This window comes from Xanthomonas sp. NCPPB 1325, from assembly GCF_041477645.2.
Lineage (GTDB): Bacteria > Pseudomonadota > Gammaproteobacteria > Xanthomonadales > Xanthomonadaceae > Xanthomonas > Xanthomonas cannabis.
The window spans coordinates 94,767-114,868 of record NZ_CM192985.1 but is presented as its reverse complement, the minus strand read 5'-3'; the positions used below and the strand labels follow the sequence as shown (position 1 = coordinate 114,868).

At 67.5% G+C, this 20,102-nt stretch carries 14 protein-coding genes; 11 read left to right on the top strand and 3 right to left on the bottom strand.

Going from position 1 to position 20,102, the window contains the following annotated elements:
* Positions 1–42 precede the first annotated feature (42 nt).
* Entirely contained in the window at positions 43–999 is a 957-nt protein-coding gene (locus ACCQ10_RS00495) for an AraC family transcriptional regulator (protein WP_372361842.1), read from the top strand.
* Between the two features lie 114 nt (positions 1,000–1,113).
* On the opposite strand, the gene ACCQ10_RS00490 is transcribed toward ACCQ10_RS00495, so the two are convergent.
* Positions 1,114–2,439: a right-handed parallel beta-helix repeat-containing protein gene (locus tag ACCQ10_RS00490; protein WP_372361841.1), complete on the bottom strand. Its 1,326-nt coding sequence runs from the start codon at positions 2,437–2,439 to the stop codon at positions 1,114–1,116.
* A gap of 279 nt (positions 2,440–2,718) precedes the next feature.
* On the opposite strand from ACCQ10_RS00490, the gene ACCQ10_RS00485 reads away from it, so the two are divergent.
* Both ACCQ10_RS00485 and ACCQ10_RS00480 read left to right on the top strand, forming a co-directional pair.
* Entirely contained in the window at positions 2,719–4,347 is a 1,629-nt protein-coding gene (locus ACCQ10_RS00485; protein WP_372361840.1) for a TldD/PmbA family protein, read from the top strand.
* 573 nt (positions 4,348–4,920) lie between these two features.
* Positions 4,921–5,844, top strand: a complete 924-nt coding sequence (locus tag ACCQ10_RS00480; RefSeq protein ID WP_184386145.1) for an IS110 family RNA-guided transposase — start codon at positions 4,921–4,923, stop codon at positions 5,842–5,844.
* A 715-nt stretch (positions 5,845–6,559) separates the two neighbouring features.
* Here the strand turns inward: ACCQ10_RS00480 and ACCQ10_RS00475 are convergent.
* Positions 6,560–7,036 carry a hypothetical protein gene (locus tag ACCQ10_RS00475; RefSeq protein ID WP_372361839.1) on the bottom strand — a complete coding sequence of 159 codons (477 nt, stop codon included), beginning with the start codon at positions 7,034–7,036 and terminating at the stop codon, positions 6,560–6,562.
* 146 nt (positions 7,037–7,182) lie between these two features.
* Here ACCQ10_RS00475 and ACCQ10_RS00470 point away from each other — a divergent pair, with 146 nt between their 5' ends.
* From ACCQ10_RS00470 to ACCQ10_RS00435, 8 genes are all read left to right on the top strand, one after another.
* Positions 7,183–8,817: a TldD/PmbA family protein gene (locus ACCQ10_RS00470; RefSeq protein ID WP_372361838.1), complete on the top strand. Its 1,635-nt coding sequence runs from the start codon at positions 7,183–7,185 to the stop codon at positions 8,815–8,817.
* Positions 8,818–8,831: 14 nt separating this feature from the next.
* Entirely contained in the window at positions 8,832–10,166 is a 1,335-nt protein-coding gene (locus ACCQ10_RS00465; protein WP_372361837.1) for a TldD/PmbA family protein, read from the top strand.
* A gap of 83 nt (positions 10,167–10,249) precedes the next feature.
* The gene (locus tag ACCQ10_RS00460) at positions 10,250–11,068 is read left to right on the top strand and encodes a DUF4159 domain-containing protein (RefSeq protein WP_372363194.1); all 819 of its coding nucleotides are present in this window, start codon (positions 10,250–10,252) and stop codon (positions 11,066–11,068) included.
* Between the two features lie 254 nt (positions 11,069–11,322).
* Complete coding sequence (locus ACCQ10_RS00455; RefSeq protein ID WP_372361836.1) at positions 11,323–12,315, top strand: AAA family ATPase; 993 nt, start codon at positions 11,323–11,325, stop codon at positions 12,313–12,315.
* Between the two features lie 10 nt (positions 12,316–12,325).
* Positions 12,326–13,222, top strand: a complete 897-nt coding sequence (locus tag ACCQ10_RS00450) for a DUF58 domain-containing protein (protein WP_372361835.1) — start codon at positions 12,326–12,328, stop codon at positions 13,220–13,222.
* Positions 13,223–13,367: 145 nt separating this feature from the next.
* Positions 13,368–14,567, top strand: a complete 1,200-nt coding sequence (locus tag ACCQ10_RS00445) for a BatA domain-containing protein (RefSeq protein WP_372361834.1) — start codon at positions 13,368–13,370, stop codon at positions 14,565–14,567.
* Positions 14,564–16,843, top strand: coding sequence for a hypothetical protein (locus tag ACCQ10_RS00440; RefSeq protein ID WP_372361833.1), 2,280 nt, complete (start codon positions 14,564–14,566; stop codon positions 16,841–16,843). Before ACCQ10_RS00445 ends, ACCQ10_RS00440 begins: the two co-directional genes overlap by 4 nt.
* The gene (locus tag ACCQ10_RS00435) at positions 16,843–18,642 is read left to right on the top strand and encodes an amino acid adenylation domain-containing protein (protein WP_372361832.1); all 1,800 of its coding nucleotides are present in this window, start codon (positions 16,843–16,845) and stop codon (positions 18,640–18,642) included. The genes ACCQ10_RS00440 and ACCQ10_RS00435 overlap by 1 nt, the downstream gene beginning before the upstream one ends.
* Before the next feature lie 535 nt (positions 18,643–19,177).
* Here the strand turns inward: ACCQ10_RS00435 and ACCQ10_RS00430 are convergent.
* Positions 19,178–19,819, bottom strand: coding sequence for a DUF938 domain-containing protein (locus ACCQ10_RS00430; protein ID WP_372361831.1), 642 nt, complete (start codon positions 19,817–19,819; stop codon positions 19,178–19,180).
* Positions 19,820–20,102 lie beyond the last annotated feature (283 nt).

Sequence of the window (20,102 nt, the reverse complement as noted above, 5' to 3'; positions counted from 1 at the left end):
GCTTGCGCACCGCGCGACACCATGACCCGGACACCGCCTTCCATGACCGATCCTCCAGCGCCGCAGGCGGCGGGCGATGCCCAGCCCGCGCGCGCCGACATCCTGTCGCAACTGCTCACCTTGATCCGCCTGCAGGGTGATGGCGTGTACAGCGCCGAGCTGGCGGCGGGCGTGCACGCACGGGTGCCGGCCGGGCCATCGCATCTGCATTTTGTCGAGGCGGGCTCGCTATGGATCACTGCAGATGACGGTGCACCACTGCAGCTGCAGACCGGCGATCTGGTCGTGCTGCCACATGGCCGTGGCCACACGCTGTCGCAAGCGCAGCGCCCGGCACGCAGTGCCGAGGATTTTTTTGCAGCCGACCGGTTCGACCCGGCGCGCCTGAAGATCCGTCACGGCGAGGGCGCTGCGATGGCCAGCGTCATCGGCGGCATCTTTCGCTACGAGCGCCTGCCGTTGCCGCCGATCATGCGGGCACTGCCGACGCTGATCCATATCCCGGGCGATGCCGGACGCGTGCCCGAATGGTTGCGCCTGCTCTCGCATTTCTTGATGGCCGAAGCACACGAGGTGCGGCCAGGTGCGCAGCTGATGGTCTCGCGCATCATCGATCTGCTGGTGATCCGCGCACTGCGCAGCTGGGCCGAATTGCATCCACAGCAATCGCGCTGGCTCACCAGCGCGGCCGGCGAGCGCGTCGGTCTGGCCTTGCACGCCATCCATGCCGATCCGTATCGCCGCTGGAGCGTGGAGCACCTGGCCCGGCATGCCGGCCTGTCGCGTTCGCTGCTGGCGCAGCAGTTCGTGCAGGTCACCGGCGAGCCGCCGATGCGCTACATCGCACTGTGGCGGTTGAGCGTGGCCGACGATCTGATCCGCTCCGGCAATGTCGGCGTGGGCGATGCCGCGCGCCGGGTGGGCTATCAGTCCGAAGCCGGTTTCAGCCGCGCGTTCAAGGCGTATTTCGGGTATGCGCCCAAGCAGGCAAAGCCCTAGCACCGCCGCCCGGGCCCTGCCTGCCAGGCAGACAGGGCCCGGGCTGGCCCGTCCCTCCGTTCCGTCGACGCGCCGCAAGACCGAGTCGTCGCCGTGAAATCGCCTGCGCCATCGCTAGAGCGATTCGAAGGCTCCCAGGTCCGGCGCACGCCCGTTGAATGCCGCACCGCTGTCGGCACCGGCATCGATCAACGCACTGCCGGGCGCAAGCGTGGCGAAGGTGATCACCGGAAGATCGCCATTGGCCTGGCGCGGACGGGTGAGTTGGCGCTCATCCAGGCTGACGAAGTCATGCGCAATCGCCACCAGCGGAATGCTGAAGGAATTGCGCCCGATCTCGTTGGCCGTGGCGGCGCCCAGGTTGGCGATCTCGGTGCGCGTACCGTAGCCCAGGTTGTTGGCCAGGGTGTGATCGTAGCCAGCCACGTCGGTGCGATTGTCCGCCAGGGTGGATAGCATGTCGAAGTTGGCGCGCCCATTGCCGATGGCGGTGTTGCTGATCCAGTCCTGCCCACCGATCTGGTGATTGGCATAAAAGCCATTGGTGCGGTTGCCGACCGCCAGATTGAACGCAATGCGATGGCGCGGCACCGGTTGCGGGTAGACACTGCCGTTGCGTCCAAAACCGCCGGCCTTGAAACCGTTGCCGTCGCCCAGCGGCGTGCCATCGGTATCCAGGCCGTTGCGGAACGCCCAGTTGTGCTCCAGCGTGACCGCTTCCCAGGCATTGATCAGATCGAACCCGTCGTCGCTATTGTTCCAGGCACGGCTGCCCTCGATGCGGTTGCCCACGCTGCCGGCGGCGCCGGGATGCGCACCGAAGCCATCGATGTTGCCGTAGGAGAACGTGTTCAGCCCCTTGTTGTTGTACGCATCGACGTTGCGCACCTGGTTGTTGCTGCCCGCCACCAGATACCAGCCGATCGCCTGCCCATCGTGGATGGCCAGCCGCTCGAAGCGATTGCCGTTGCCGCCCTGCACGCGAAAGGCTTCGGACTGGGTCAGGCGGTCGGCGATGGTGATGCGCACGCCGATCACCTCGAAGCCGCGAAACACGCAGTTGCTGGCGCGGACGCGGAATGCCACCACCCGGCGATCTGCCGGCGTCACTGCGGAAAAGTCGAACACCGGGCGCTCGTTGGCGGCATTGACGTAGCGGATGCCGTCCTTGGTGATGTCATTGACGATGGCATAGGTGCGCTCGCTCACGCTGACATTCGCGTTGGTGGGGCGATAGGTGCCGCCGCGCAGGTACACGGTGTCGCCGCTGGCCGCAGCGGCCTGCGCCGCCATCACGCTGGCAAAGGGCGCCGCCCGCGTGCCGGCATTGCTGTCCGCGCCGGTGGGCGAGACATACCAATCGGCCGCGAGTGCCAGCGAAGTGGGCATGCACACTGCAAGTGCCATCGCCACGACGGCAAGGCGGGAGGTGGTGATCATCGGATGGGTCCCTGGAGCTGGGTGAGAAGGTGGTGGCGGCGTGAGGGCTGCATCGCGGCGAGGGCCGCATCGACGTATCGATTGCAGCCGCGCAGACTAGCGATGCTGCGCTGTTGCCACCAGCACTCGGGTTCGGTTTTGGCGACCGATGTTCTGCCGCAGGCGCGCACGCGATACGAAACGTGCGGTAGTCGGCACTTGACCAATCCGGCCTGCGCGGTAAGTCTCGGGCAGTGGCGTGTGGAATTTCCCCACAGGCATCGATCGGAGAGACCACCCGTGGACCGTCGTACCTTCCTCACCCTGTCCGGCATCGGTGCTGCCGGGCTGCTGCTGCCGCATACCCGCCTGATCGCTGCCGAGCAGCTGCTGGCGCCGAACGATGCGGCCCGCAACCGGCGCTTGTCCGACACCGCGCTCACCACCGCCAAAGCCGCCGGTGCCAGCTACTGCGATGTGCGCGTGGGGCGCTATCTGCGCCAGTTCGTGATCACCCGCGAGGCGCAGGTGGAGAACGTGGTCAACGCCGAATCCAGTGGCGTGGGGGTGCGCGTGCTGGCCGATGGCGCCTGGGGCTTTGCTGCCACCAACACGTTGACCAGCGACGGCGTGGCCACGGCTACGCGGCAGGCGGTGGCCATCGCCAAAGCGAATGCGCGCTTGGGCGGTACGCCGGTACAACTGGCGCCGGTGACGCCGGCCGGGCAGGTCAGCTGGAAGACGCCGATCCAGAAGAACGCCATGGAAGTGCCGCTGCAGGACAAGGTGGCGCTGTTGATGGACGTCAATGCCGCGGCGCTCAACGCCGGTGCCACCTTCGTGGCTTCGCGCATGTTTGCGATCAACGAGCAGAAATATTTCGCCAGCAGCGATGGCTCCTACATCGATCAGGACGTGCATCGTTTGTGGCTCCCTTTCACTGTTACCGCAGTGGACAAGGCCAGCGGCAAGTTCCGCACCCGCGATGGGCTGTCTTCGCCGATGGGCATGGGCTACGAATATCTTGATGGCGATGCCAGCCAGAAGCATCGACTGCCAGGCGGGCTGATCGGCTACGGCCACAGCTACGACGCGCGCGAAGATGCGATTGCCGCGGCAAAGCAGGCGCGCGCCAAACTCACCGCGCCGTCGGTGAAGGCCGGCAAGTACGATCTGGTGATCGACCCGAGCAATCTGTTCCTCACCATCCACGAATCGGTGGGCCACCCACTGGAGCTCGACCGCGTGCTGGGTTACGAGGCCAATTACGCCGGCACCAGCTTCGCTACGCTGGACAAGCGCGATGCCAAGTTCCGTTGGGGCAGCGACGCGGTGACCTTCGTCGCCGACCGCACCCAGCCGGGTAGCCTGGGCGCGGTGGGGTACGACGATGAAGGCGTCAAGACCAAACAGTGGGATCTGGTGCGCGACGGTATATTGGTCGACTACCAGTGCACGCGCGATCAGGCGCACCTGCTCGGCAAGACGGCCTCCGATGGCTGCAGTTACGCCGACTCGTGGTCCAACGTGCAATTCCAGCGCATGCCCAATGTCTCGCTGGCGGCAGGCAAGCAACCGCTTGGCGTTGCCGAGATGATCAAGAACGTCGAGCGCGGCTTGTACATTCACGGGCGCGGTTCGTACTCGATCGATCAGCAGCGCTACAACGCGCAGTTCGGCGGGCAACTGTTCTATGAAATCGAAAATGGCCAGGTCACGCGGTTGGTGGAAGACGGTGCCTACCAGATTCGCACGCCGGAGTTCTGGAATGCCTGCAGCGCGGTGTGCGACCAACGCGACTTCCGTCTGGGTGGCTCGTTCTTCGACGGCAAGGGCCAACCGAGTCAGGTCTCGGCAGTCTCGCATGGGTCATCCACCGCACGCTTCGATGGCATCAACGTGATCAATACCGCGCGTTCGTTGGGGTGAGGGCCGATGGATCAACCACGCTTTTATTTGGGCTAAATCAATCACGTCGGACACTGTAACTTAGCCCGTTGCATGGACTGGCTATTCCACGTCTAGTGAGTCGAGTGCGCGGTGCCCTCACCGCTCGCGGCACACGCCGTCAATCCGTCCATGGGGGCTCGGTGGCGGCATCCATGCCGCCAACGGTCCCGCAATCGGTGAGGACACCGCACCATAGTTGGCTGGTGGGTTTATTGAAGAACAGATGGCACCGCGCCAGACCGCTACCGGGTGCTTGTTGAGAACGTTGCGCACCGACCAACTCCACTGGTCCTTGCCCGCTCACCGTCGCGGGACCTTGAGCGGCATGGATGCCGCGCCAGAGCCTTATCTGTTCGGAATGTGGCAGCGTAGGTGTCGAGAGCCGGCGTGGGCTGCCGTATGAGCCTGGATCTAAGCGATCGCCTTGGAGCTTGGCACCCACGCCGGAATCTCCCTTGTTTCGCCCGAACAGTTGCCCGAGGTGACACTCGAAACGATAAGACTGGGCAGGCGAGGGAGCTCTCGACATTTCCAGCCTAGCGGAGATCTCCCATGAGCGGAATCGGGATCGATGTGTGCAAGAAGTCCCTGGATGCGGCTGTCTTTCAAGGTGAGGCCCGCCAGTTCAGCAACACGGCAAGCGGGCACTGCAAGCTCGTCCATTGGCTGAGGACACTGCCAGTTAGGCAGGTGGTGCTGGAGGCGACCGGTGGCTACGAGCTGGCCGCGCTGGACGCGCTGCATCAGGCGGGAATCCCGGTGGCACGCGCCAATGCGTCTCGGGCGCGTCACTTGGCCAACGGCTTGGGACTGGCAAAAACCGATCGGCTGGACGCGGGCATGCTGGCGTGTATGGCCGAGAAGATGGAGCTTCATCCCTATGTTCCACTGCCGCCGTGGCAGCGTCATCTGGGCGAGCATGTCCGCGCCCGCCGCCAGCTCATCGATCTGCTGAAGACGGCCAAACAACAGCTGTTGCAGGTGGCGGACAAACCGCTACGCAAGCTGCTGCAGGCCAACGTGAACCAGCTCGTGCGCAGTGTGGCGCGGCTGGATGAACTGATCGCCGGGCAGCTAAAGACGCTGCTCATCGAGCAACCGCACCTGGCGGCGTTGAAGACGCTCAAAGGGGTCGGTCCGGTATTGCTGGCCGTGTTGGCGTGCCGGTTGCCGGAGCTTGGGACGCTCAACGGAAAGCAGATCTCCCGATTGGTGGGGGTTGCCCCGCTATCGCGCGACAGCGGCAAGATGCGTGGGAAACGAGGGATCGGCGGAGGCCGTGCCGATATCCGGCAAGCGCTGTACATGGCGGCGATGTCCTCGGCGCGTCACGAGCCCCGCCTGCGTGATTTTTATAGAGCGTTACGGACACGCGGCAAGGAAGGCAAGGTCGCGATCGTGGCGGTGATGCGCAAGATGCTGGTCATCCTCAATGCGCGCGTGCGCGATGAAAGAGCCGCCACGCAGCCAGCCTGAGCATGCTCGATGGCCATGAGCAGACGCAAAAGCGTGCCGGCCAGCGGCCGCCACCTATGGATGAACACGTCTGAAGGAAACCGATCAGAGCTCGCGGATCGAGATCCTGATCAACACAGTTGCTCCAGGGACGGATTCACAGCGTGTCCTGCGATGGTGGGCGGGCAAGGGCCCTGCAGCAACGGCGCAGATGATCCGCTCTCCGCCTGATCTGTCAGTATTGAGCAATCAGATGGCGACGACTGCATCGTGCGTATCGCGAGCGCTTGGTGATCTTCAAGCTTCAAGCCTGATCGAGGGCGCGGCGCCCTCACCGCTCGCGGGACACGCCGCAAGTACGTCCCTGTAGTCTCGGTGGCGGCATCCATGCCGCCACACGGTCCCGCAATCGGCGAGGACACCACGCCAGACAGTTGGCTGGTGGGTTTATTGAAGAACAGATGGCACCGCGCCAGATCGCTACTGGGTGCTTGTTGAAAACGTTGCGCACCGACCAACTCCACTGGTCCTTGCCCGCCCACCGTCGCGGGACCTTGAGCGGCATGGATGCCGCGCCAGAGCCTCCAGGGACGGATTCACAGCGTGTCCTGCGATGGTGGGCGGGCAAGGGCCCTGCAGCAACGGCGCAGATGATCCGCTCTCCGCCTGATCTGTCAGTATTGAGCAATCAGATGGCGACGACTGCATCGTGCGTATCGCGAGCGCTTGGTGATCTTCAAGCTTCAAGCCTGATCGAGGGCGCGGCGCCCTCACCGCTCGCGGGACACGCCGCAAGTACGTCCCCTGCAGGCTCGGTGGCGGCATCCATGCCGCCACACGGTCCCGCAATCGGCGAGGACACCACGCCAGACAGTTGGTTGGTGGTTTTGTCGAAAAGCATAAGGTCACCGCGCAGCCAGCTTGCGAGTCGCTGTTGAGATCCATGCGCACCGACCATCTCCACTGATCTTTTCTCGCCACACCACGCCAGACAGTTGGTTGGTGGTTTTGTTGAAAATCGAAAATGCCATGTTGCTGGTTTCTTTTTGAGGCTCTGCGCAAGACCATCGTGAGCGGCCCTTGCAGCAACGTTGCAGTTGATCCGGCCTGCGACGAATCGACTGCCCTGCGTGGCAAAACGAGCGCGCGGTCTGCGTTCCTCCAGCGGCGCTCGCCACATTCGCAGGCAGCCAAGCCGCACCACGCGATGCATGCCGGTATTCCACCTGCTCACGGACCCCTGCCGAAAGTCATTTGACGCAGCAATCATCGCCCGGCAAGAATCGGCGATGCCGCGTGGAGCGCTCCACGCATCACCACACCACCTGCGCGCCGCGCGGGACTATTGGGGAGTTGCCCGTGCAGCGACGTGATTTCCTGGCCCTCACCGGGCTGACCATGGGCGGGCTGATCGTGCCGGCCTATTTCGGCAAGGCGATCGCCGCCGAGCAGTTGTTGACACCCTTCGATGTGGGCCGCAAGAAGCGCCTGGCCGACGCCGGCTTGAACGCTGCGCGTCAGGCCGGAGCGAGCTATTGCGACGTGCGCATTGGCCGCTATCTGCGCCAGTTCGTGATCACCCGCGAAGACAAGGTGCAGAATGTAGTCAACACCGAGTCCATCGGGGCCGGCATCCGTGTGATCGTGGGCGGTGCATGGGGCTTTGCCGCCACCAACGAGCTCACCGAACAAGGCGTGGCCAAGGCCGCGGCGCAGGCGGCGGCGATTGCCAAGGCCAACGCCAAGGTGCAAGGCACGCCGGTGCAGCTGGCGCCGACGCCGGGCGTTGGCGAAGTCAGCTGGAAGACGCCGATCAAGAAGAACGCGATGGAAGTGCCGATCAAGGACAAGGTGGACCTGCTGCTCGGCGTCAACGCCGCCGCCACTGCCGCCGGCGCCAACTTCGTCAACTCGATGCTGTTCGTGGTCAACGAACAGAAGTATTTCGCCAGCACCGACGGCTCCTACATCGACCAGGACGTGCACCGCATCTGGGCGCCGATGAGCGTGACCGCCATCGACAAGGCCAGCGGCAAGTTCCGCACCCGCGACGGGCTGTCTGCGCCGATGGGCCTGGGCTACGAATATCTCGATGGCGCCGCGTCCGGCAAGTTCGTCTCGCCCAACGGCGTGGTGAATTACGGCCTGTCCTACGACATGAAGGAAGATGCGATTGCTGCCGCCAAGCAGGCGCAGGAAAAGCTCAAGGCACCATCGGTGAAGCCGGGCAAGTACGACCTGGTGCTGGACCCCTCGCACACCTGGCTCACCATCCACGAATCGGTCGGCCACCCGCTGGAGCTGGACCGTGTGCTCGGCTACGAAGCCAACTTTGCCGGCACCAGTTTTGCCACGCTGGACAAGCTCAAGGCCGGTTTCCAGTACGGCAGCGACAAGGTGCACATCCTCGCCGACAAGACCCAGCCCGGCAGCCTGGGCGCGGTGGGCTACGACGATGAAGGCGTCAAGACCAAGCAGTGGGATCTGATCCGCGACGGCAAGCTGGTGGACTACCAGGCCATCCGCGACCAGGCGCATATCCTGGGCAAGACCGCCTCTGATGGCTGCTGCTATGCCGACTCGTGGTCGAGCGTGCAGTTCCAGCGCATGGCCAACGTGTCGCTGGCGGCCGGCAAGACGCCGCTGAGCGTGAGCGACTTGATCAAGGACGTGGAAAACGGCATCTACATCATCGGTGACGGCTCGTTCTCCATCGACCAGCAGCGCTACAACGCGCAGTTCGGTGGGCAGCTGTTCTACGAAATCAAGAATGGTGCGATCACCCGCATGCTCGAAGACGTGGCCTACCAGATCCGTACCCCGGAGTTCTGGAATGCCTGCAGCGCCGTGGCCGATCAACGCGACTACCGCCTGGGCGGTTCGTTCTTCGATGGCAAGGGCCAGCCGAGTCAGGTCTCGGCTGTCTCGCATGGGTCGTCCACTGCCCGTTTCGACGGCATCAACGTCATCAACACCGCCCGCTCGCTCGGCTGACAGGAGAAACCCACATGAGCATCCTTACCGAAGCGCAGGCCAAGGCCATTCTGGACAAGGTCATCAAGCTGTCCAAGGCCGACGAGTGCACCGCCACGCTCACCGGCTCGATCGACGGCAACATCCGGTTTGCGCTCAACAACGTGTCCACCAGCGGCATCGTCGACAACACCGACCTGCAGGTGCAGGTGGCGTTCGGCAAGCGCGTGGGCGTTGCCACCATCAACGAGTTCGACGACGCCTCGCTGGAACGGGTGGTGCGCCGTGCAGAAGACCTGGCGCGGCTGGCACCGGAAAACCCGGAGTTCATGCCGGCGGTCGACAAGCAGACCTACAAACCCAGCCCCACCTTCAGCGAGTCCACGGCAGCGGTGGACCCGGCGTTCCGTGCGCAGGTGGCGGCCGATTCGATCGCCCCGTGCAAGGGCAAGGGCCTGATCGCTGCCGGCTTTCTCGAAGATGGCCAGAGCTTCACCGCGTTTGCCAACAGCAAGGGCAACTTCGGCTACCAGCGGGGCGCACGCTTCGACTACACCTGCACGGTGCGCACCGAGGATGGCCGCGGCTCGGGCTGGGTGGGCCGCAACCTGAAGGATGCCGCCGACTTCAAGGCCGAGCAGGACATCCGCATCGCGATGCGCAAGGCCAGCGATTCGTCCGAGGCCAAGGCACTGGAACCGGGCAAGTACACGGTGATCCTGGAGCCGGCCGCGGCAGCCGGACTGATCTCCTTCATGATGAATTTCTTCGACGCACGCCGCGCCGATGAAGGCCGCAGCTTCCTGTCCAAGAAGGGCGGCGGAAACAAGCTCGGCGAGCAGGTCTACGACCCGCGCGTGAACATCACCGCCGACCCGTGGGATGCGCGCGCGGCGGTGCTGCCGTGGGACGAAGAAGGCCTGCCGCGCGAGAAGATGGCCATCGTGGAAAACGGCAAGATCGCCAACCTGCAGTATTCGCGTTTCTGGGCGCAGAAGAACGGCAAGCGTGCGGTCGGCGAGCCGGGCAACCTGCTGATGGCCGGTGGCGACAAGAACATCGCCGAGCTGGTGCGCGGTACCGAGAAAGGCATCCTGGTCACGCGTACCTGGTACATCCGCATGGTCGACCCGCAGACCGTGCTGCTCACCGGGCTCACCCGCGATGGCACGTTCTACATCGAGAACGGACAGATCAAGTATCCGGTGAAGAATTTCCGCTTCAACGAATCGCCGGTGATCATGCTCAACAACATCGACGAGCTGGGCAAGCCGGTGCGCGTGGCTGGCGACGAATCCAGCTTCGTGATGATGATTCCGCCGATGCGGCTGCGTGATTTTACGTTTACCTCGTTGTCGGATGCGGTGTGAGTAAGAGCCGGGACTCGGGACCCGGGACCCGGGACCCGGAAGGCAACGGCGGGGCTTTGCACTCCGGGCCATTGCCGACTTTCATACCCTGCGAGCGTACGGGGTCTGTGATCGCGGAAAGCGATAACGCATCACGGCACGCCGAGGCCTTACCGACATTTTCGCTCCGGGTCCCGGGTCCCGGATCCCGAGTCCCGGCTCTGACACCGCGCCGCCACTTTCTCGGTCTGCTGCTCGGTAGCGTCGCCACATTGGCGCTGCCGCAGCGCGCGCGCGCGGCCGGCAGTTACGATTTCTGGTTCACCCGGCTGCGCTACGACTCCGGCGATTGGGACGTGGATGCGCGCATGCCGTCCAACCTGATCACCTCATTGATCGATTACACGCAATTGCGCGTGGACCCGGAGGAGCATGTGCTGGATCTGGCCGACCCGCGCATGCTGCAGGCGCCGTTCTGCTATCTGTCCGGGCACAAGCTGGTGGAGTTCAATCCGGCCGAGCGGCGCAATTTCGAGCACTACGTACGCAATGGCGGCTTCGTGTTCGCGGACGACTGTAACCACGATATCGATGGCTTGTTCGCCACCTCGTTCGAAGCGCAGATGGCCTCCATCTTCGGCAAGACCGTACTGAAGAAGTTGCCCAAGTCGCATCGCCTCTACAGCGCGTTCTTCAAGTTCCCCGATGGCCCGCCGGCCACCAGCTTCGAGCTCAATGGCTGGGGCGATGACCTGGTGCACGATTACCTCAAGGGCATCAGCATCGACGGCCGGCTGGGAGTGCTGTACAGCAACAAGGATTACGGCTGCGAATGGGATTACGACTGGCGCAACAAGCGCTTCCTGGCCGAAGACAACACTCGCTTCGGCGTCAACATCGTGATGTATGCGTTGACCAACTGACATCGATCCGTAGGAGCGCGCTTGCGCGCGATGAGGCTTTATCGGTAACGCCGCATCGCGCGCCAGCGCGCTCCTACAGGAATCGCGGGAGATTTTTTTTCAAGGCATGACATCCACCGCCAGCCATCCGCCGTCGCATACGCCAGCCGCGTACGCCTTTGTAGGAGCGCGCTTGCGCGCGATGCCGTATCGATAACGACGCATCGCGCGCCAGCGCGCTCCTACGCCAGCAGCCACATAACGAGACGTTTCCCATGACTTCCCCCAACGAAGACACCCTCAGCGCCCAGCTCTCGCAACTTGGCGCACTGCGCGCCGCGCTGGCCCAGGCCGTGGTCGGGCAGGACGCGGTGGTGGAACAACTGTTGATCGGCCTGCTGGCCGGCGGCCATTGCCTGCTGGAAGGCGCGCCCGGCCTGGGCAAGACGCTGCTGGTGCGCTCGCTGGGGCAGGCATTGGAACTGCAATTCCGCCGCGTGCAGTTCACCCCCGACCTGATGCCCAGCGACATCCTGGGCACCGAGTTGCTGGAAGAAGACCATGGCACCGGGCATCGGCATTTCCGTTTCCAGCAGGGGCCGATCTTCACCAACCTGCTGCTGGCCGACGAGCTCAACCGCACCCCGCCCAAGACCCAGGCGGCGCTGCTGGAGGCGATGAGCGAGCGCACCGTCAGTTATGCCGGCACCACCTATGCGTTGCCGTCGCCGTTCTTCGTGCTGGCCACGCAGAACCCGATCGAACAGGCTGGCACCTACCCGTTGCCGGAAGCGCAGCTGGATCGTTTTTTGCTGCATGTGCGGGTGGATTACCCCAGCGAGCAGGAAGAGCGCGACATCCTCAGCCAGACCACCGGCAGCGCCGGCGCGCAGGTGCCCAAGGTGATGGACGCGGCCAGTGTGCAGGCGCTGCAGCGACAGGTGCGCGATGTGCATGTGGGCGCGGAGCTGCTGACCTGGATCAACCGCCTGGCGCGGGCCAGCCGGCCCGGCCCGCAGGCCGGCGACGCGGTGCGGCAGTGGGTCAAGTGGGGCGCCGGCCCGCGCGCCGGGCAATCGCTGGTGCTGGCGTCCAAGGCCCGTGCCCTGCTGCACGGGCGCCTGGCTGCCACCCGCGAGGATGTGCTGGCGCTGGCAGCACCGGTGATGCGCCATCGCCTGCTGCTGTCGTTTGCCGCCGAGGCCGAACAGCGCAGCGCCGACGATGTGGTCGCCGCGCTGCTGCACGCCGTGCCGTACCCGGGCTGAGCGCAACGACATGCACGCCCCGTTACCGGCGCTGATTCCAGCCGATGTGCGCAGCCGCCTGCGCGGCCTGCAGCTGCGGGCGCGTCAGGCCCAGGGCGGCCACGGCATCGGCCAGCACGCCAGCCGCAGCCGCGGCGCCGGTCTGGAATTCGCCCAATACCGCGCTTACGAACCGGGCGATGCGCTGCGCCAGATCGATTGGAAGCTGTACGCACGCTCGGACCGCTTTTTCGTGCGCGAAGCCGAGCGCGAAAGCCCGCTCACCGTGTGGCTGCTGCTCGATGCCACCGCATCGGCCGGGCAGGCCGACAGCGCGCGCCCTGACCACACCCGCCTGCACACGATGGCCACGCTGGCCGCCTGTGCGGCAGAGGTGGCGCTGCAGCAGGGCGATCGCGTCGGGCTGTATGCCTTGCATGGCGGCGGCCTGGTGGCGGTGCCGGCCGGCGTCGGCAGCCGCCAGCGCGACCGGCTGTGGCTGGCCTTGCACGGCCTGCGCGCCGGTGGCCGCTGGCCGGGGCTGGATGCGGTGCGTCCGTTATGGGAACGCATCGCCGCACACGACCTGCTGCTGTCCATCGGCGACGGCTTCGATGAAGAACTGGCCAGCGCACTGGAAAAATTCGCCGCCGCCCGCCGCGACGTAGTGCAGCTGCAGGTGCTGACCTGCGATGAGCGCGATTTCCCGTTCGATGGCGGCCACCGCTTCCGCGACCCGGAAACCGGCGAGGAGCTGCTCGGCGATGGCGCGGCGATGCGCGCCGACTACCTGCAGCGCTTTGCCGCCGCCCAGCGCGCGCGTCAGGCACGCTGGCAGGCCGCCGGCATCGCGCACGCCGTGCACTATCTGGATGCACCGCCCGACGCCACCCTGCGCCAGGTGTTTTCCCGGGGCATGACGCGATGAGCGTGCGGGTGCAGCGCGCCGTGCGGCGGGCGTGGTTGGCGGCCAGCCGGTCAGCGGCCGGCACCCCCGCCGCGCAGCGGCACCGTCCACGCTCCTGCAGCGCAGCCGCGGCACGGCCGTGTTGCGGCAACGCCGGAGCGTGGCGGTGACCCTGCTGCTGCTCTTCCCCGCCGGGCTGGCCGCATTGGCGGCCCTGCTGATGCCGCTGCTGATCCATCTGGCGCGGCGTAGCGAGCACCGGCCCACCGACTTTGCCGCGTTGCGCTGGTTGCGGGCCCTGCCGCGCCCGCGTCACCGCGTGCGCCTGGACGAGCTGCCGTTGCTGCTGGTGCGCTTGCTGCTGCTGGCCGCCGTCGCGCTGCTGCTGGCCGAGCCGGCCATGCGCGAGCATGACGATGCACGCCCGCGTGTCGCGCTCAGCCCGGGGGTCGATATGGCCGCCGCACGCCAGCTCGGCCACGCCGCGAACGCGCAGTGGGTGTGGCTGGCACCGGGTTTCCCGCCGGTCAATGCAGATGCGAATGCCGATACCCCGACGACATCCGCCACACCCGCCAATGCCGCACAGCCAGTCTCCAGCCTTTTGCGCGAACTCGATGCCAGCCTGACGCCGGGCGCCGCGCTCAGCGTCATCGTACCGGCCCAATGGGGCCCGCTGGATGCGCAACGCCTGCAGTTATCGCGCCAGGTGCGCTGGCACGTGGTGCCCGGCCAATCACCGGTGACGGCGCCCGCCGCTGCCGCGCCGCTGCGCCTGCAGGCGATTGCCGACGACGACGCCGCACCGGCCTTGCGCTATCTGCGCGCTGTGCATGCCGCCTGGGCGCTGCCGGGCAGCCTGGCAGTGGGCACGCCGGCCGCTGCCCAGCCGGCGCGCTGGACTCCCGGCACGGTGGTGGCCTGGCTGCCGCACAGCGCCCCGCCCGCGCCGGTGATGGCCTGGGTCGCGGCCGGCGGCCAGTTGCTGGTGGATGCGCAGACACCCCTCCCGGCCGACCTCGCCGCCACGTTGCAGCCGGTGCAACAGGCGGCCTCCGGCGAACCAGTGATCGATGCCGCAGCACTTGGCCGCGGACGCGTGCTGCGGTGGGCTGCGCCGCTGCAGCCGCAGCAACTGCCCGCGCTGCTGGAGGCCGATTTCCCAACCCGGCTGCACGACACCCTGCAGCCGGCGCCCACACCACAGCGCGCGCTGGCGCAGACCCAGCAACCGCAGCGCGGTGCCGCTACGCGCCTGAGCACCGCACCCTGGCCGCTGGCGCCGTGGCTGATCGGCCTGGTGCTGCTGCTGTTCGCGCTCGAACGCTGGCTCGCCACCTCGCCGCGCCGGGCCAACGCCGCATGAGCACGCCGGCACTGCAGCAGGCGTGGCGGGCGGCACGGCGGCGCCAGGCCGCAGGTGTGCTGCTGTTCGGGCTGCCGCTGGCGGCGGTGCCGGCGGCACTGGCGTGGCGGGCCGGTGCGCCGGCAGCGGTGATTCCGCTACTGCTCCTGGGCCTGCTGGCAGTGCTCGGCGTGGCAGCGCTGGAGGCGCGTCGGCTCGACCAGGCCTGGCTGATCCGCCGGCTGGACCGCGAGCCGGATCTGGACGACAGCAGCGACCTGCTGTTCGCGCCCGCCGCGCAGCTGAACCCGCTGCAGGCGCTGCAGCGCCAGCGGCTGGAGCAGCGCCTGCGCAGCTCCCCGCGCGACCTGCGCCCGGCCTGGCCGTGGCGGCGCGCCTGGCCATGGAGCCTGCTGGGGCTGATCGCCTGCGGCACGCTCCTGCTGTGGCCGCCGCGCCCGCACCCGCCTGCCGCAGGCAGCGACCGCGTGGCCGCGGCGCGCGCCGGTCGCGGCGCCCCGGTGTTGCGTCAGGCGCAGCTGCGCAGCACCCCGCCCGCCTACACCGGTCTGCCGGCGGCGCGCCTGTCCGGGCTGGATGCGCGGGTGCCCGCCGGCACCCGGCTTGACTGGCAACTGCAGGTCAGCCCGGCGCCACGCAGCGTGGCGCTGCGGCTCAGCGACGGCCGCCTGATCCCGCTTGCCCGGCAAGGCGGCAGCGACCACTGGCAAGGCCACTGGATCGCCGAACGCCCCAGCCTGTATCGCATTTTGATCGACAACGCCCCGGCGGACCGCCAGCTGCATCGGTTGGACGTGTTGCCCGACCGCCCGCCGCAGGTGCGCGTGCTCGCGCCCGAACAGAGCCTGGTGCTGTGGACGCCAGCCAATGGCAGCTGGGCGCTGCGCTTCGAAGCCAGCGACGATTACGCCGTGGCCGCCGGCGCCGAGCTGCGGCTCACCCTGGCCCAGGGCAGCGGCGAAAACATCACCTTCACCACCCAGCGCCGCACGCTCACCGGCAGCGGCCCGGCCACCCGCCGCAGCTTCGCCACCACGCTGCAGCCGCAGGCCCTGGGCATGGCGGCCGGCGACGACCTGATCGCGCAACTCATCGTCCACGACACCCGCCAGCCCGGCCCGCAGGAAGGCCGCAGCGCCAGCGTGATCCTTCGCTGGCCGCCGCCGGAGCAGACCATGGCCACCAGCCTGGAGGCCAGCGTCAAGCAGACCCTGCCGGCGTACTTCCGCAGCCAGCGCCAGATCATCATCGACGCCGAGGCCCTGCTGAAGGAACAGCCGCGCCTGGACGCGGCCACGTTCCTCAAGCGCTCCGACGCCATCGGCGTGGACCAGCGCCTGCTGCGGCTGCGCTACGGCCAGTTCCTGGGCGAAGAGAGCGAAGGCGCGCCGCAAGGTCCGCCGACCGCCGACGCGCCACCCACCAGCGACGCCCCCGCCGACGATCTGCCCACTGCCGACATGCCCACCGCCGATGCGCCAAGCGCGCCCGCCGCTGCTGCAGACACCCACGCGCACGCCGGGCATGACCACGACGATCACGACAAGGCCAGCACCGCCGAACCCAGCGCCGCCGCGCTGGACGACCACGACCACGACCACGGCGGCGGCAACGGCCGGCCCGAACGCAGCAGCTTCGGCCAGGCGGAGAACGTGCTGGCCGAGTACGGCCATACCCACGATCACGCCGAGGCCGCCACCCTGCTCGACCCGCAGACCCGCGCCCTGCTGCGCGCTGCGCTGGACCAGATGTGGCAGTCCGAAGGCGAGCTGCGCCAGGGTCACCCCGAGCGCGCCCTGCCTTACGCCAACAAGGCGCTGGGCTTCATCAAGCAGGTGCAACAGGCCGAGCGCATCTACCTGGCGCGGGTCGGCACGCAGCTGCCGCCGATCGACCCCAGCCGGCGCATGAGCGGCAAGCGCGATGGCATCGGCCCCGGCCCCGATGCGCTGGATGCGCGCACCCGCCCCGACCCGCAACCGATGGCGCTTTGGCAGGCCTTGGGCGAGGCCGCACCCATGCACGATGCCGCCGCGCTGGATGCCTTCGCGCGCTGGCTGGCCGCCCACGAGCGCCAGCTCGATGCGCCGCTGGATCTGGCCGCCGCCGTCGAGACCCTGCGTGCCACGCCCGACTGCGCCCGTTGCCGGCAGCACCTGCGCGCGCTGCTCTGGCCGGTGCTGGTGCGCCCACCGGCCGCCGTGCAGCCGCGCGCGGCCCCCGATGCCGGCGGCCAGCGGTATCTGGATGCCTTGCACGCACAGGAGCGCCGCTGATGCCCGCCTGGTTCGTCATCGTCCTGCTGGCCCTGATCACGCTGCTGGCGTGGTGGCGCCTGCGCGCTGCGCGCATCGCCGGCTGGCGCAAGGCCGCCCTGCTCGCCCTGCAACCGCTGTGCGCCGCGCTGCTGTACTGCACGCTGCTCCCGCCGCCGCTTCCCGGCCGCAGCGGCACCCTGGTGGTGGCCACCGCCGGCGCCGGCAGGGCCTCGCTCGCGCTGGCGCCCGGCGACCGTCTCATCGCGCTGCCCGAAGCACCGCCCGGCCTGCGCAACGCCAAGCGCATGCCCGATCTGGCCACCGCATTGCGCCGCCATCCCGGCACCACCGGGCTGCGCATCGTTGGCGCCGGCCTGCCCGCGCGCGACCGCGACGCGGCACGTGGCTGGCCGCTGCACTACAGCGCGCCGCCCCCCACCCCGGGCCTGACCGAGCTGGTCACCCCGCCGCTGGCGGCGCCGGGTGACGACGTGGCCATCGCCGGCCGCATCACCGGCCTGCCCGCAGCCACCGTCGAACTGCTGGACCCGGCCGGCCGCCGCGTGGACCTGGTCGCCCCCGACAGCGCCGGACGTTTCCGGCTCACCGGCAGCGTGCGCGCCGCCGGCGACAGCGTCTTCGTGGTGCGCGTGCTCGGCCCGGACGGGCGCCCACGCGACCGGGCCGATGTGCCGGTGTCGGCCGTCGATACGCCTGCCGCCGCCCTGTGGATCCTTGCCGGCGCGCCGCAGCCGGAGCTCAAGTACCTGCGCCGCTGGGCACACGACGCCGGCCTGCAGCTGCACAGCCAGATCGCCACCGGCGGCGGCGCGCAGTTGGGCGACGCCCCACGGGTGCTGGACGCCCCCACGCTGGACCGCACCGACCTGCTGGTCATCGACGAACGCGCCCTGGCCGCGCTGTCGCGCGCGCAACGCATGACGCTGCGCGCCGCGGTCGAGCGTGGCCTTGGCCTGCTGCTGCGCCTGACCGGACCACTGGACGCCGTACAACGCAGCGCCGTTGCCGAGCTTGGTCTGCCGCTGCGTGGCGATGACGCCGGCGCGCCGGTGCAGATGGCGGCTGCCCTTGCGCCGCAGCCTGCCTCGGCGATGGCGCAGCAACCCGCTACAGGGGCCGACGGGAGCGCAGTGCCGGCATTGCCCGTGCTGGAACGTCGCACTCTGGTGCCCGATGCAGACGACGCCATCGCCGTGCTGCGCACCGCCAACGGCACGCCATCGGCATGGTGGCGTGCGCATGGGCGCGGACGGATCGGCCTAATCACCCTCACCGACAGCTACCGCCTGGTGCTGCAGGGCCACCCCGCACTGCACGCCGCGCTGTGGAGCCAGACGCTCTCGCCCCTGGCCCGCGCCCACCCCGCACCACGCCTGGCCACCCGCACCGGCTGGCGCAACCAGCGCATCGGCGTGTGCAACCTGGGCAGCGCAGCACAGTTGCAGGCGCCCGACGGCACCACTGCCCCGTTGCCACCGGACCCGGCCACCGGACCGGCGGCCTGCGCCGGCATCTGGCCAGAGCACACCGGCTGGTATCGCTGGCAGGACGCGCACCGCGGTGGTGCCCTTTACATCCGTGCCCCCGCCGACGCCCCCGCGCTGTCTGCCAACACGCAACGCGACGCCACCCTGGCGCTGGTCACCCCCAGCAATGCCACCCGCCAGGCGCAGCCCGCACCGCAGCCCGGCCCCCGCTGGCCGTGGTGGCTGGGGTTTGTAGTGGCCGCCGCGCTGCTGTGGTGGCTGGAGCGGCGGCGTGCGGATCGCCCGGCGCCTGCGGGCAGGCAGGGGTAGGCGTCACCGCGCGCGTGGCCGGTGTGCGCTGGCTTCCCGCGCGCCACTGCGGGCACGCGCGTTCGCTGTGTCGCTGCGGGTCTGGGTCGGTTCAATGCACAGTTCAGCACCGATGCCGTTTGCTACGTGCGCCGCACATCGCCGGCAGGAAGGGGTGCAGTGCGAGGCGTTCACGGCGGTCACTTGGGGCGAGAATCGCTTAAGCGGCATTGGCGCGTGTGCGTTGGAGTGCCTGCGCTACCAGCGCGGGCCGGGCGCGGAGCGGGAATTGGGGTGAGGGTACGGGCGAAGCCTGGTTGGCCCGCACTGCAGGCTTCGCCCGAACCCTCATCCGCCCTTCGGGCACCTTCTCCCGGAGGGAGAAGGGAGCGTGTGGTCGACAGCGTCGTGTGTTCGAGCACCTTGAGGCCTGCACGACACCGCGAGGGGCTGGGGGGTTTTTCTGGCGTGTCGGTGACGCGCTCGTGGCGCCGATGCATGGCCTTTGCTCGGAGATCGACCGGGCTTTGCATCGCTACTCCCGACGCGGCGGAGGCTACCCGCGTCGCCACACGCGGCAGTGATTGTTCGCCGGCATTGCTACGTCGTCGATCAGCTGCAACCCAACCGATGCTGCCAGCGCATCCACCGCTTCGGCATCACGGATGCCCGATGCAGGGTCGCGTTCGCGCAGCATCGCGTCGAAGGCGCGGTTGCTGTCGCTGGTGAATCGCCCATCGCGGTTGAACGGGCCGTAGATCGCCAGTACCGCATCCGGCGCCATCACGGCCGACAGGCCCGCGAACAGTGCCTGTACCTGCGGCCAGCCCATGATGTGCAGCGTGTTGGCGCTGTAGACCGCGTCGTAGCCATGCCCGCCATCCGGCAGCACCGGCAATGGCGGGCATGGCGCAAGCCCGGGCGCCGGCGTCGGCACGGCCTGCAGCGCAATCGGCGCCAGCATGTTCGGTAACCCTGCTTCATCCAGCCACTGCTGCATGCCTGGCAAATGATCGGCGTGGTCGCTGGCCTGCCACTGCAACCACGGCATCGCCGCGGCAAAGTGCACGGCGTGCTGGCCGGTGCCTGCACCGATTTCCAGCACGTGGTGGCGATCGGCGAAATGCCGCTGCAACACCGCAAGAATCGGATCGCGGTTGCGCGCGCAAGCGGGTGAGAACGGCTTGGAAATGGTCATGTGTCTTTATAGCCTTCAGCGATTATCCGCCACGGCGCAACTGCGTGATCTGCGCCGCTGCCGTGCCGATCAGGGAAATAGTGCGAAAAAATGGTGACTGTGGAAAAGGTATCGCAGCACCCACGTACTGAGCGACTGGTCACAAACAACGTACGCACTCTAAAAATGTTTGGAATGAATTGATGAAAATGTTTCAAACTTTGTTTATTCGAGAAAATTCTTCTTCAAAAGCGAAGCTACGGTCAATGAGAAAATCATACTCATATAGTGTGCGACTGCATCG